Source organism: Kitasatospora sp. NE20-6 (genome assembly GCF_045862635.1).
The window spans coordinates 224,954-239,358 of the sequence record NZ_BPRL01000004.1; the positions used below are offsets into that span (position 1 = coordinate 224,954).

A 14,405-nucleotide genomic window follows, 5' to 3' on the forward strand; every position below is an offset into this window, starting at 1 on the left:
GGCTGACCGGCCGGCCCGGCCCGGCAGGAGGTTCGGCCGGCTACGCCCCGGCCCCGCCCTGGCTCCGCCCGGTCACGGGTGGAAGAGCTCGCTGACGGCGGTGATACGACCGGCGGAGTCGGTGGTGATGTCGTAGAAGCCGCCGTAGCAGGCGTACGGCTCGGCGACCGTGGTGTTGTGCGCGCACGCCTCGGCGTGCGCGGCGAAGTCGGTGAGCGGAACCCGCTGCGGGGCCATGACGCCGCCCATCGCGAAGAGTTCGGCGGTGGCGCCGGGGGCGAACGCGTAGCTGCGGGCGGTGCCCGCGGTGGCGTAGTAGCCGTCGTTCTCGATGTCCGGCCCGCAGACGAAACGGGTCGGCGTGGCCGAGACGCCGGTGGCGGTGGCGGCGACGACGCCGACGACCTTGTGCCCGGGGTGCTGGGCCGCGGTGGTGCAGTCCGCGGTGGGTGTGCCCGTGCCGGACGGCTTGGCGTCGGTGCTGCGGGCGGCACTGGGCTTCACGGTGGCCTTGGCGGACGGCGTGCCGCTCGGGGTGGTGCCGGTGCTGGTGGTGGGGGAGACCGGCGCCGGGGCGGTCGTCGAGGCCGTCGTACCTGCCGCGGGCGGGGCGGCGTCCGGGCCGGTGCCGTCCGGGTCGCAGGCGGTCAGCGCCAGGGTGGCGGCGGCGAGCAGGGCGGCGGTGGCGATCAGACGGTGTGCGGACATGGCGGCCCCCCGGGAATCGGCCGGTTCGGTGCCGGCCTGGTGTCGTCCTCCGGTCTACCCGCCGCCGCGGGTCGTCGGGCCTGCCGTAGCGGGGCTGTGACACCACGTCCCGGAGCCGTTACGTGCGGGTCGGGGTGGTGACACGGGGATCGGCTGCCCGGGCGCCCGGAGGGCCCCCTCCGGACGGGGCCTCCGGCCGGGCCCGGCGTCGGTCGCCGCCGGTCGCTGCCGATTGCCGCCGCCGGTCGCCGCCGCCGTGCGGACTCGGCAGCGGGTCGTTCACCTTCCCGTATCCCGGCCGTTCCCCGGTGTACGTCGAGCGTCGGTCCGGGGTTGTCCGCAGCCTGCCACGCTCCCGTCCACAGGCTGTGGGCGGGGCGGAGCAGGCAGGGGGCGGGACCGGTGGAGACGCCGACGGCGGTTGCGGCAGGGGCGGTTCTGACCCTTTTCGGCAGCGCGTTGCTGCTGTGGTGCGCCGCCGAGTTGCGCCTTCGCCACCACCTGCGCCGCCACGGCATACCGGCCACCGCCCGGGTGGTCGCCGACGGCGAGCCCTTCGGCGAGCTGTACGGCGACACGTACGGCGAGCTCGACAGTGCGCCGCTGCTCTCCTACACCGTGCTTCCCGCGGTCGGGATCCTGCCGGTCCACGACGTCCCGGACAGTGGCGGCGCCCACCTGGTGCGGGCCGCCGAGGCCGTGCTGGCCCGCCCGCGGGGCACCACCCCGCTGCGCCGCCCCGCACGGCTGGTGCCGGGGGCGATCGTGCAGGTCAGGTACGACGCGCGCCGCCCCAGCCGGGTGGTGCTGGCGGGTACGGAGATCCTCCCCGCGATGGGGAGCGACATCTTCTGGGCGCTGCTCGGCACGGCCGCGCTCGCGGGCGGCCTGAGCCTCTTCGCCTCGCTGCTGGCGCACTGACCGGTTCCCGGCGGCGGCGCCGTCCGCGGCGGGCCGTCCGGCGCACGGGTGCGGCGGCCCGGGTGCCTCCGGACGGTGCGCCGCACGCCGCGTGCACGGCGGGCCGTGCCGTGGGCGGTGCCCCACGGGTGGCGCGTTTCCGCCCCGGACCCGCCCCGGACCCGCCCGGGATCTGCCTCGGATTCGTCCGGGATCCGCCCGGGAGCGGGGGCGCACGTGCCCCGGATCCTGCCCGGATCGGTTGCGGAGCTGCCACGCGGAGCCGCTCCGGATGCATCGCTGCAGGTACGGTACGGGTGCGCAGGAGTGCCGGATGGCGGGAATTCGGTCCATGGCGCGTCCGGATTCGGCCTCGGCGGGCCGCCGGAGCCCCCTCCACGGGGCGCGCGGCCGCGTCGTCGGGTTACCGTTCGAGTGGCGTAGGTCGGCCTTGCCGGTGAAAAAGCAGGAACCGTCCGTTTGACAAGGGTGGCCAGGGTACGGTCACACTCCGCTGGTGGGCGTCGCGCAGCGACAGCCAGGACGGCGGACGGGACAGGCGGATCGCCTCCCCCGCTGCCCGCGCCGCCAGCACACGTAACGACCGGGAGAGAAGAGCGAAGGTGTCCCCGAGCAGCGAGACCGCGCACGGCATGCGACTCGTCATTGTCGAGTCGCCGGCCAAGGCGAAGACGATCAAGGGCTACCTTGGCCCCGGCTACATCGTCGAGGCGAGCGTCGGGCACATCCGCGACCTGCCCGGCACGGCGGCCGAGGTCCCCGACGAGTACACCGGCGAGGTGCGTCGCCTCGGCGTCGACGTCGACCACGACTTCGCCCCGATCTATGTGGTGAACGCGGACAAGAAGTCGCAGGTCACCAAGTTGAAGTCGCTGCTCAAGGAGTCCGACGAGCTCTTCCTCGCCACCGATGAGGACCGCGAGGGCGAGGCCATCGCGTGGCACCTGCAGCAGGTGCTGAAGCCCAAGGTGCCGGTGCACCGCATGGTGTTCCACGAGATCACGAAGGACGCCATCCAGGAGGCCGTCCGCAACCCGCGCGACCTCAACCAGCGCCTGGTCGACGCCCAGGAGACCCGCCGCATCCTCGACCGCCTCTACGGCTACGAGGTCTCGCCGGTGCTGTGGAAGAAGGTCATGCCGAAGCTGTCGGCGGGCCGCGTGCAGTCCGTCGCGACCCGGCTCGTCGTCGAGCGGGAGCGGGAGCGGATCGCGTTCCGCTCGGCCTCGTACTGGGACCTGATCGGCACCTTCTCGACCGGACGCGCCGCCGCGGACGCCGCCAACCCGGAGAGCTTCGGGGCCCGGCTGTCGGCCGTCGACGGCAGGCGGATCGCGACCGGCCGCGACTTCGGCGCCGACGGTCAGCTGAAGACCGCCAACACGCTGCACCTCGACGAGCAGGCCGCCCGCGCGCTGGCCGCCGGCCTGGCGCAGACGTCGTTCGCGGTGCGGAGCGTCGAGTCGAAGCCGTACCGCCGCTCGCCGTACGCGCCGTTCCGCACCACCACGCTCCAGCAGGAGGCCAGTCGCAAGCTGGGCTTCGGCGCGAAGCGCACCATGCAGGTGGCGCAGAAGCTGTACGAGAACGGCTTCATCACCTACATGCGAACCGACTCCACGACGCTGTCGGAGACGGCCGTCACGGCGGCCCGCACGCAGGTCACGCAGCTCTACGGTGCCGACTACCTGCCCGACGCGCCGCGGGTCTACGCGAGCAAGGTCAAGAACGCGCAGGAGGCGCACGAGGCGATCCGCCCGTCGGGCGACCGCTTCCGCACCCCCGCCGAGACCGGCCTGGCGGGTGACGACTTCCGGCTGTACGAGCTGATCTGGATGCGCACCGTCGCTTCCCAGATGAAGGACGCCGTCGGTCAGTCGGTGACCGTCAAGGTCGGCGGCCGGTCGGCCGACGGCCGGGACGCCGAGTTCTCCGCCTCCGGCAAGATCATCACCTTCCACGGCTTCCTCAAGGCCTACGTCGAGGGCGCCGACGACCCGAACGCCGAGCTCGACGACCGCGAGCGCCGGCTGCCGCAGGTCTCCCAGGGCGACCCGCTGGCCGCCGAGCGGCTGAACCCGGAGGGCCACGCCACCAAGCCGCCGGCCCGTTACACCGAGGCGTCGCTCGTCAAGGAGCTGGAGGAGCGCGAGATCGGCCGCCCCTCCACCTACGCGTCGATCATCGACACGATCATCGCGCGCAAGTACGTCTTCAAGAAGGGCACGGCGCTCGTCCCGTCGTTCCTCTCCTTCGCGGTGGTCAACCTCCTGGAGAAGCACTTCGGCCGACTGGTCGACTACGACTTCACCGCCAAGATGGAGGACGACCTCGACCGGATCGCGGCCGGCCAGGCCGAGTCCGTGCCGTGGCTGAAGCGCTTCTACTTCGGTGCGGGCGAGGGCGCGGCCGTCGCCGGCAGCGCCGCCGAGGCCGGCAACGGCGACGGCGACCACCTCGGCGGCCTCAAGGAGCTCGTCACCGACCTCGGCGCGATCGATGCCCGCGAGATCAGCTCCTTCCCGCTCAGCGAGGACATCACGCTGCGCGTCGGCCGCTACGGCCCGTACGTCGAGAAGGCCTCGGTCGCCGAGGGAGAGCCGGGCCGGCGCGCCGACGTCCCCGACGACCTGCCGCCGGACGAGCTCACCGTCGAGCTGGCGGAGGAGCTCCTCGCCAAGCCCAGCGGCGAGATCGCCCTCGGCACCGACCCGGAGAGCGGCAACCCGCTGATCGCCAAGGACGGCCGCTACGGCCCGTACGTCACCGAGGTGCTCCCGGAGGGCACCCCGAAGACCGGCAAGAACGCGGTCAAGCCGCGCACGGCGTCGCTCTTCAAGACGATGACGATCGACACCGTCACCCTGGAGGACGCGCTGCGGCTCCTCTCGCTGCCCCGCGTCGTCGGCAACGACGCCGAGGGGGCCGAGATCACCGCGCAGAACGGCCGCTACGGCCCGTACCTCAAGCGCGGCACCGACTCGCGGTCGCTCACCAGCGAGGACCAGCTGCTCACCATCACCCTCGACGAGGCGCTGGCCATCTACGCCCAGCCCAAGCAGCGCGGCCGCGCCGCTGCCGCCGCCCCGCTCAAGGAGCTCGGCAACGACCCGGTCAGCGAGCGTCCCGTCGTCGTCAAGGACGGCCGCTTCGGGCCGTACGTGACCGACGGCGAGACCAACGCGACGCTCCGCAAGGACGACGAGGTCGAGACCATCACCCCGGAGCGCGGCTACGAGCTGCTCGCCGAGAAGCGCGCCCGCGGGCCGGTGAAGAAGACGGCCAAGAAGGCGCCCGCGAAGAAGGCGCCGGCCAAGACGGCCGCGGCCAAGAAGACGGTGGCGAAGAAGACGGTCGCCAAGAAGACGGCGACGGCCAAGACCGCCACCACCGCGACGGCGGCGAAGAAGACCACCGCGCGGAAGACCACCGCGGGCAGGACCGCCGCGTCCTCGCCCGAGGAGGGCTGAGACGGACACCCGTCGCGGGCCCGTTCCCCCCGGGGTGCGGGCCCGCGGTGCGTCACAACCCTGTCATGACGGGCTTCCGGAACCCCACTCGTCCCTTTGGGCGTAGCGCCCGACCGCTACGCTGACCGTATGACGAGTGAGGAGCAGCCCACCGGCACGAGCACCGCCCCGTCCGAGCGCCCGGAGGTGCCGCCGGCCGGGACACCGGGTGAGCGGGCCCGGACACTGCTCGGCCTGCGACCCTACCGACGGCTGTGGACGGCGCAACTCGTCGGCGGCACCGCGGACCGCCTGGCGCTGCTGGTGCTCGTCCCGCTGACGGTGGTCGCCGCAGTACTGGGCCGCCAGTTCGGCGAGGGCTACCGCGCCCTGGCCTTCGCCGTCGCCGCGGTCTTCGCGGCCCGGCTGCTCGCCACCGTGATCTTCGGCGCCGCGCTGCTCGGGCCCGTCCACGCCCTGGTCGGCGGCCGTCTCGACCGCCGCTGGACCATGATCGGCGCGGACGTGCTGCGCGCGGCGCTGATCGCCGCCGCCCCCTGGTGGACCACCTGGACCGCCGACGCGGCCACCTGGGCCCTCCTCGGCACGGTCTTCCTGGCCGGCGCCGCCGAGCGGGTCTGGACGGTGGCCAAGGCCGCGGCCGTCCCCGCGCTGCTGCCGGCCGCCGACCCCTACGCCCCCGCCGAGAAGCGCCGGCCGGCCCCCGCGAGCCTGGACGCCGTCCGCACCCTCGACGCCCGTACGGGCTGGGGCACGGTGCCCCTCGCCGCGACCGCCCTCGTCGCCTTCACCCTGGTCAACAACGTCGTCGCCGCCGTCGGCTCCGACTGGCTGCGCAGCCACCAGGTGACCACGGCCGCCGTCGGCTCCGGCCTGCTGTTCGCCGCCTCCGCGGTCCTCCTCTTCCTCCAGGAGCTCCCCGCCGGCACCGCGACCGCGCCGCACTCCCCGCTGCAGGGCCTGCGCGCGCCGGTCGACGCCACACCCGGCCCCGCGCTGACGAAGGGCCGCACCGGCTCCGCCCCGTACTTCACCTTCGCGGTGGCCGCCGCCTACGCCGCCATGGCCGGGGTGGCCTCCCTCGGCCTGCTCACGGCCGTCGAGCACCGGGCCGGCCCGATCGGCTACGGCACGATCGTCCTTGCCGCCGCACTCGCGCCCGCCGCGGGCATCCGGCTCACCCGGGCGACCCTGCCGGCCTTCCCGCGGCGCAGGCTCCTGGCCCTCGCCCTCCTCGTGCAGGGCGTGGCGCTGATCCTGGCCGGGCTCGTCCTGGACTTCGTCCTCGTGCTGCTGCTCACCGTGCTGGCCGGCCTCGCCGCCGGACTCACGATCTCGGTGGGCCGCGCCCTCCTCGCCCAGGAGGTCGAGGAGGCGCGGCTGCCCAAGGTCACCGAGCACCTGTACGCCGTGCTCCGGGCCGTGGTCGGCGCCGCCCTGATCGGGGTGCCGCTGATCGCCGCCGCGTACGGCGAGGTCGAGCTCGGCGAGGTCGGGCCCGGCAGCTTCACCTTCATCCACGGCGGTGCGGCGCTCGCCGTCTCCACCGCCGGCCTGCTGACCCTGGTGCTGGCCGCCGTCGTCCTGCTGCGCACGGACGACCGGCGGGGTGTCGCGCCGTTCGGCAAGGAGCTCTACCAGGCCCTCCGGGCCGGTGCGGAGCCCGCGCCGCACCGCACCGGCACCGGCTGGTTCATCGCCCTGGAGGGCGGCGACGGCGCCGGGAAGTCGACCCAGGCCCAGGCCCTCGCCGAGTGGATCCGCTCCAAGGGCCACGAGGTGGTGCTCACCCGCGAGCCCGGCGGCAGCCCCGTCGGCCAGCGGCTGCGGGGCCTCGTGCTCGACGTCGGCAACACCGGCCTGTCGCACCGCGCCGAGGCGCTGATCTACGCCGCCGACCGCGCCGAGCACGTCGAGAACGTCATCCGTCCCGCGCTGGCCCGCGGCGCCGTGGTGATCACCGACCGCTACATGGACTCCTCGATCGCCTACCAGGGCGCCGGCCGCGACCTCGCCGCCACCGAGATCGCCCGGATCTCCCGCTGGGCGACCGGCGGCCTCGTCCCCGACCTGACCGTTGTGCTGGACGTCGACCCGGCCGCGGCCCGCGAGCGCTTCACCGAGGCGCTCGACCGGCTGGAGTCCGAGCCCACCGAGTTCCACGTCCGGGTGCGTTCCGGATTCCTGGCGCTCGCCGCCGCCGATCCGGCCCGGTACCTCGTGGTCGACGCCGCCCGGCAGCCCGAGCAGGTCACCACGGCGATCCGCCACCGCCTCGACCGCGAGCTGCCGCTCTCCACGCAGGAGAGGACCGCCCAGGCCGAGCAGGAGCGCCTCGCCCGCGAGGCCGCCGAGCGCCGCGTCGCCGAGGAGGCCCGGAAGGCCGCCGAGGCCGCCGAGGCCGACCGCAAGCGGCAGGCGCTCCTGGAGGAGCTGCGCGCCGAGCAGGCCGAGAAGGACCGCCTCGCACGGCTGGAGGCCGAACGGGCCGCTGCCGAGGAGGCGCGGAAGGCCGCCGAGGAGGCGCGGCTCCGGGCCGAGGCCGAGGCTGCCCGCCGGGCCGAGGAGGAGGCCGCCCGCAGCCGGGCGGAGGAGGCCCGGCTGCGCGCCGAGGCCGTCGCGCGGGAGCGCCTGGAGGCGGAGAACGCCGCCCAGGCCGAGCTCCAGCGCCAGCGTGAACTCCAGCGGGCCGAGCAGCGGCGCCGGGCGGAGGAGGCGCTCCAGCGGGCGGAGGAGGCGCGGCTGCAGGCCGAGTCGGAGGCCGCCGCTGCCGCTGCTTCTGCCGCTTCTGCCGCCGCTGCGGCTGCGGCCCACGCACCGACCGCGGAGCTTCCGCAGGTGCCGGACGAGGAGACCACGCAGGAGATCTCCGCACGGGAGCGCCGGGAGGCCGTTCGCACGGCCGAGACCGCGGTGCTGCCGGCCGTGCCGGCCGTCGACGAGACCGCGGTGCTGCCGGCCGTGCCCGCCGTCGACGAGACGGCGGTGCTGCCGAAGGCGGAGCCCGCGCCCAGGAAGGCCGCGGCCCGGCCGGACGAGACGGCGGTGCTGCCCACCGTCGACGAGACCGCGGTGCTGCCGCCGGTCGCCCCCGCCCCGGGTGACCGGGTGCCGCCGCGCCTGTGGCGGGAGGAGCCGCCCGCGGACACCACCCGCGAGCTGACGCCCGTCGACCGGCCGCGCCCCGCCTGGGCGGAGGAGACGCCGATGGACGACCTGCCGAGCCTGACCGACAGCCTGCTCGGATCCCGCGACGAGTGGGCCAGCTGGGAGTCGGCCGAGGACGAGGGCGAGGGCGAGGCCGGCGCCGTGGACGATGCGCAGCGGGGTCAGCGCGGCTGGGGACGCAAGCGCCGACGCGACTGACGTACCCCGCCGGGCGCCTTGCGGCGCAGGGGTCGTTCGTCTGCTGACGGGAAGTCGCCCGACGGGCCGTCAGATCGGGTGGCGCATGCCGGAGCGATGGGCGGGCACCGTGGTCTGAGAGACTGCGGTGCCCGTCCGCCGTCCGCCAGCCTGCCCGAGGGAAGCCCGCACCCGTGACCGTCGTCGCCACCGCCCCGCCCGTCGCCGCCCCGCCGGCCGCCCGTGCCCCCGGTGGCCGGCTGCCGGTGCTGGACGGGCTGCGCTTCGTCGCGGTGCTGCTGGTCGTCGTCTACCACTACGTGGCGTTCGGCTCCGACTGGGGCCGGCCGCGCGGGGAGATATTCCCGGTGCTGTACCGGCCGGCCGCCTACGGCTGGATGGGCGTGCAGCTGTTCTTCCTGATCAGCGGCTTCGTCATCTGCCTGAGCTGCTGGGGCCGCTCCACGTCGGACTTCCTCAGCTCGCGCGTGGTGCGGCTGTTCCCCGCGTACTGGTTCGGGGTGCTCGCCACGACGGCGGTGGTCGCCGCCGTCCCCGGGGGCACCGAGCCGCGGGCGATGCGGGACGTCCTGACCAACCTCACGATGATGGAGTACCCGCTCGGGGCGCCGTACGTCGACGGCGTCTACTGGAGCCTCTGGGTCGAGGGCCGGTTCTACCTGATCTTCGCGGTGGTCGTCGCCCTCGGCCTGACCTACCACCGGGTGCTCGCCTTCTGCCTGCTGTGGGCGGCGGCCGGCGTGCTCGCCGAGGCGGCGCCGGGCGAGCAGCTGCTGCAGGTGCTGGCGATGCCCGAGTACTGCTGGTTCTTCATCGGCGGCCTGGCGTACTACCTGATGCGCCGCTTCGGCCCCAACCTGATGCTCTGGCTGCTGGTCGGGCTCACCTTCCTGGCGGGCTGCCGGGCCGTGCTGCCGACGTACCGCTTCGTCGCCGCGCAGGCCGGCTACCCGGTGCCGGAGTGGGGCCTGGTGGTCGTCCTCGCCGTGTTCTACCTGCTGATGGCGGGCGTCGCCCTCGACTGGTTCCGCGGCGTGAACTGGCGCTGGCTCACCACCGCCGGAGCCGTCACCTACCCGCTGTACCTCCTGCACGAGTACATCGGCTGGGAGATGATCACCCGCTTCGGACACCGGGTCGACCCCTGGCTGCTGGCGGGCGGCCTGCTCGTCGCCATGACCGGCGCCTCCTGGCTGGTCCACCGGTACGTGGAGCGGCCGGCCGCCCGGTGGATGAAGCCCCGGCTGGCGGCCTCGTTCGCCGAGGTCCGGCTGCACCTGCCGGCCCCGCGGAACGGCGCCGCCCCTGCCGGCGCCGTCCGCAACGGCGCAGACCGCAACAGTGCCGACCGCAACGGCGCCGACCGCAACGGCGCAGACCGGGGGAGCGTGAACCCCGACGACCGGGCCGGTGCGGGCCGCAGCCCCGATGGCCAGGGCGCCGCGGACCGGGGCGGACCCGTTCGCGAGCCGGTGTCCGGCCACGGTGTCGGCGTGGGGCGTTAGGCTCGACGACGGACCCGGCGCACGGCCCGGGCCCGGACGCGGGCCCGCACGGGCAGGGCAGGGAGTACGGCGTGAGCGTGTGGGACGACATGGTCGGCCAGGACCGCGTGGTCGAGCAGCTGTCCGCGGCCGCCCGCGCCGCCCACGCCATCGCCGCCGCAGGCCGCGAGGGAGCGGCCGCCCCCGGCGGCAACGCCTCGCTGATGACCCACGCCTGGCTGTTCACCGGCCCGCCCGGCGCCGGCCAGACCACCGCCGCCCGCTCCTTCGCCGCCGCCCTGCAGTGCACCAGCCCCGACCTGGCGATGGGCGGCACCCCCGGCTGCGGCTTCTGCGACGGCTGCCACACCGTGCTCTCCGGCAGCCACGCCGACGTGAAGTACGTCCGCACCGACGGCCTCTCCATCGGCGTCGGCGACATGCGCGCCCTGGTGCTGCGCGCCGCCAGCTACCCCACCGGCGGCCGCTGGTCGGTCATCCTCGTCGATGCCGCGCACCGGCTCACCGAATCCGCGGCCAACGCGCTGCTCAAGGGCGTCGAGGAGCCGTCGCCGCGCACCGTGTGGCTGCTCTGCGCGCCCTCCGTGCAGGACGTGCTGCCCACCATCCGCTCCCGCTGCCGGCTGCTGGTGCTGCGGACGCCCTCCGCCGAGGCCGTCGCCGACATGCTGGTGCGCCGCGACGGCGTCGAACCCGCCGCCGCCCACCTCGCCGCCCTGGCCGGGCAGGGCGACATCGGGCGCGCCCGGCGCCTCGCCGTCGACGAGGAGGCCCGCACCCGCCGCGCCGACGTGCTGCGCATCCCGCTGGAGGTCGCCGACGTGGGCGGCTGCCTGGCCGCCGCCCAGCGGCTCGTCGACACGGCCAAGGCCGACGCCGATGCGCTCGCCGAGACCCAGGACGCCAAGGAGACCGACGACCTCAGGGCCGCCTACGGCGCCTCGGAGGGCACCCGCGCCCCGCGCGGCATGGCCGGTGCGGTCAAGGAACTCGAGAAGCGCCAGAAGAGCCGCGCCACCCGCACCCGCCGCGAGACCCTGAACGTCGCCCTGCTCGACCTCCTCGGCTTCTACCGCGACGTGCTCGCCCTGCAACTCGGCTCCGCCGGCCGCCTCGCCAACCAGGACCAGCGCCCCGCCCTCGAACGGATCGCCGCCGCCGGGCCCGCCGAGTCGACCCTGCGCCGCATCGAGGCCGTGCTGGCCTGCCGCGAGGCGCTGGACCGCAACGTCGACCCGCTGCTCGCCGTCGAGGCCATGACCCTCGCGCTCCGGGCCGGCTGACCCCGCGTCACCTCGCTCGTTCGAGTGAACGTCGGACCGCGCCCGCCCGGCCCGCGTCACCCCGCACGGCCCGTTGTGCACCCTGTGGACGGTCGGTCCGAACGCCGTGGTCCGGCGACCGTACTCCTCCCGAGGTGGTGCGCCCATGCCCCGTCCGCTCCTCGTCGTACCCCTGCTGACGGCCGCTGCGGCCGGGCTCTGGCTCGGCCGCTCCGCGCTCACCCGCTGGCGCGACGTGCGCTCCGCCCGCACCTACGAGCTCGCCGTGCCCCACCGGCCGGTCCTGGTCAGGGCGGGGGCCTCCGTGCTCTGCCTCGCCCTCGCCGCCGCCCTGGCCGCCGCCCTCGGAGCGGCGACCCTGCCGTACCGGCACGCGGTCGACCGGGTGCTCGGCGCCCGCCCCGCCGGGTCTGCCGTCGACACGGCGCCGCCGCCGTCCGCGCCCGCCACCGTCCCGCAGGCCGCACCCGAGACCTCGACCTCGCCCTCACCGACAGGCGCCCGGGCCCTGCCGCCCGTCGTCACCGCCTTCACCTCCATCGGCCACCCCGCCGACGGCGACCTCCTGGAGGCACAGGTGGCCGGCCCCGACGGCCGCCCGCGCACCGTCCGGGTCTGGCTGCCCGCGCAGTACCGCACCGACCGGCAGGCCAGGTTCCCCGTGATCGTGCTGCACTCCGGCACCCCCCGGAAGACCGCCGACGCCGAACTGCCCGACGTCTTCGACGGCGTGGCCTCCGCCGTCGCCCTCGGCCGGGCCCGCCCGTTCGTCGTGGTCGCCCCCGAGGCGCCCAGCGGCACCGAACGCCCCTGCGAGCTGGTCGCCGCCGCCCCGCAGGCCGTCGCCGACGACGGCGCGCTGCGCACCGCCGTCGAGGCCGCCTTCCGCACCCTGCCCGCAGGCCCCGGCGGCTGGGGCGTGCTCGGCATCGAGGCCGGCGCGCCGTGCGCCGCCGCCGCGGGCCTCGCCCGGCCCGACCTGTACGGTGCCGCCGCCGCCGTCTCCGGACGCTACGATGCGCCCACCCTCGCCGAGACCGGCGCCGAGGCGCCCGCCGACGCCACCACCCGCCTGCTGCTCGCCGCCGCCAAGGCCGACGGCGCCGGCGTCACCGCCGCCAAGGGCCTCCGGGCGGCCCTGCACGACGGCAAGGGCCCCGCGGCCCGGGCCGACGTCCGGATCTCCGACATCGTGCAGGACTACACGCACGAGCGGGAGCGACTGCGGCTCGTCCGGGTGGCCGTCCAGTACCTCGCCGAGAGCCTCGGCCCGGCTCCGGCCCCGGCCCCGGCCAAGGCCGGCTGAGGGCCGCCGGCGTTCCGCCGTTGCTGTTCCGCCGTCGCTGTTCCGCCGTCGGGCGGGTGTCGCCGGGCCGGTCACCGGGGCGGTGCCGGATACGCTGGGAACGCCCGAGCGATCACCGCCGGGCCCCGGACAGCCGCACCGCCACCGTGCACGACCGCCGTCCGTACCGTGCAGCACCGTGCAGCGTCCGAGGGAGACCCACACCATGCGAGCCACCCGGCGGACCCGCCCCACCACCGCCGTGCTGGCCGCCACCGCAGCGGCCGCCGTGCTCCTGGCGGGCTGCACCTCCGGCAGCTCCCCGGCACCGGGCCCGCAGGCCTCCACCCCCTCCGCGGACGGCACCCTCCCCGTCTCGAACGCCGCCCCGCTGGAGCCACTGCCCACCGGTGTCCCGGCCGCGCTCGCCCCGTACTACGCGCAGAAACTCGACTGGAAGACCTGCGACGGCGAGTTCCAGTGCGCCGAGTTCACGGTGCCGCTCGACTACGAGCACCCCGGCGACGGCGACATCACCCTGACCGCCGCCCGCCAGACCGCCACCCCCGGCGGCAAGCGGCTCGGCTCGCTGCTGCTCAACCCCGGCGGCCCCGGCGGATCCGCCGTCGACTACCTGGAGGGCGTGGCCCGCACCTACGACCCCCAGGTCCGCGCCGCCTACGACCTCGTGGGCCTCGACCCGCGCGGCGTCGGCCGCTCCACCCCCGTCCGCTGCCTGAGCGGCCCCCGCATGGACGCCTACGCCGCCGCCGACATCACCCCCGACGACCAGGCCGAGGTCGACGCGCTCGTCGCCGTCGACAAGGAGTTCGCGGCCGCCTGCAAGGACGGGTCCGGCGGGGTGCTCGCCCACGTCTCCACCGTCGAGGCCGCCCGCGACATGGACGTGCTCCGGGCCCTCCTCGGCGACGACCGGCTGCACTACCTCGGCAAGTCGTACGGCACGTTCCTCGGCGCCACCTACGCCGGCCTCTACCCGGACAAGGTCGGCCGCATGGTCCTCGACGGCGCGATGGACCCCTCGCTCGACGCCCGCGCCGGCAACCGCACCCAGGCCGGCGGCTTCGAGACCGCCTGGGCCGCCTTCGCCAAGGACTGCGCCGGCCGTGACGGCTGCCCCCTCGGCAGCACCGAGCAGGAGGTCGGCCGCCGCCTCACCGAGCTCTTCGCGTCGATCGACGCCAAGCCCCTCCCGACCGACTCCGGCCGTCCGCTCACCGAGGCGCAGGCCACCACCGGTGTCATCCAGGCGATGTACGCCGAATTCCTGTGGCCGCAGCTGCGCAGCGCCCTCACCGACGCCGTCGCCGGTGACGGCACCGCGCTCCTCGCCCTCTCCGACGAGTACTACGAGCGCGCCGCGGACGGCAGCTACCCGAACCTCATCGCCGCCAACATGGCCGTCAACTGCCTCGACCTGCCCGCGCCGTTCACCGGTCCCGAGGGCGCCCGCGCCGCCGAGCAGGACTTCGCCCAGGCCTCCCCGCACTTCGGCCGCGACATGGCCTGGATGGCGCTCTCCTGCACCTACTGGTCGCACCCGCCGACCGGCGAACCCCACACCGTCCCCGCGGCCGGCGCCGCCCCGATCGTCGTCGTCGGCACCACCCGCGACCCCGCCACCCCGTACGCCTGGGCGCAGTCGCTGGCCGCCCAGCTGGAGTCCGGCCGGCTGGTCACGTACGACGGCGACGGCCACACCGCGTACGGGCGGCGCAACACCTGCGTGGACGGCGCGGTCAACCGCTACCTCCTCGGCGGCGAAGCCCCGGAGGACGGGACGCACTGCGCCAAGTAATCCCCGTCGAAGGAGGACGCTGCTGGCGGCTAGCATGAGTCGCCCCCC

Annotated in this window: 8 protein-coding genes; 7 read left to right on the forward strand and 1 reads right to left on the reverse strand. The window is 75.4% G+C overall.

Annotated features, from left to right (window positions below):
- Window positions 1-72: 72 nt before the first annotated feature.
- A complete protein-coding gene (locus SNE206_RS05255) occupies window positions 73-708 on the reverse strand; it encodes a hypothetical protein (RefSeq protein ID WP_407912158.1) in 636 nt (211 codons plus the stop codon).
- A 402-nt stretch (window positions 709-1,110) separates the two neighbouring features.
- On the opposite strand from SNE206_RS05255, the gene SNE206_RS05260 reads away from it, so the two are divergent.
- The 7 genes from SNE206_RS05260 (at window position 1,111) to SNE206_RS05290 (ending at window position 14,357) form a co-directional block, all read left to right on the forward strand.
- Window positions 1,111-1,629, forward strand: coding sequence for a hypothetical protein (locus SNE206_RS05260; protein ID WP_407912159.1), 519 nt, complete (start codon window positions 1,111-1,113; stop codon window positions 1,627-1,629).
- Window positions 1,630-2,231: 602 nt separating this feature from the next.
- Window positions 2,232-5,099: a type I DNA topoisomerase gene (topA, locus tag SNE206_RS05265; RefSeq protein ID WP_407912160.1), complete on the forward strand. Its 2,868-nt coding sequence runs from the start codon at window positions 2,232-2,234 to the stop codon at window positions 5,097-5,099.
- A gap of 129 nt (window positions 5,100-5,228) precedes the next feature.
- On the forward strand, window positions 5,229-8,465 hold the full coding sequence (gene tmk / locus SNE206_RS05270; protein ID WP_407912161.1) for a dTMP kinase: 3,237 nt from the start codon (window positions 5,229-5,231) through the stop codon (window positions 8,463-8,465).
- Between the two features lie 173 nt (window positions 8,466-8,638).
- Window positions 8,639-9,970, forward strand: coding sequence for an acyltransferase family protein (locus SNE206_RS05275; RefSeq protein ID WP_407912162.1), 1,332 nt, complete (start codon window positions 8,639-8,641; stop codon window positions 9,968-9,970).
- 71 nt (window positions 9,971-10,041) lie between these two features.
- A complete protein-coding gene (locus SNE206_RS05280) occupies window positions 10,042-11,253 on the forward strand; it encodes a DNA polymerase III subunit delta' (protein WP_407912163.1) in 1,212 nt (403 codons plus the stop codon).
- 145 nt (window positions 11,254-11,398) lie between these two features.
- Window positions 11,399-12,559 carry a hypothetical protein gene (locus tag SNE206_RS05285; protein ID WP_407912164.1) on the forward strand — a complete coding sequence of 387 codons (1,161 nt, stop codon included), beginning with the start codon at window positions 11,399-11,401 and terminating at the stop codon, window positions 12,557-12,559.
- 205 nt (window positions 12,560-12,764) lie between these two features.
- Window positions 12,765-14,357 carry an alpha/beta hydrolase gene (locus SNE206_RS05290; RefSeq protein ID WP_407912165.1) on the forward strand — a complete coding sequence of 531 codons (1,593 nt, stop codon included), beginning with the start codon at window positions 12,765-12,767 and terminating at the stop codon, window positions 14,355-14,357.
- Window positions 14,358-14,405 lie beyond the last annotated feature (48 nt).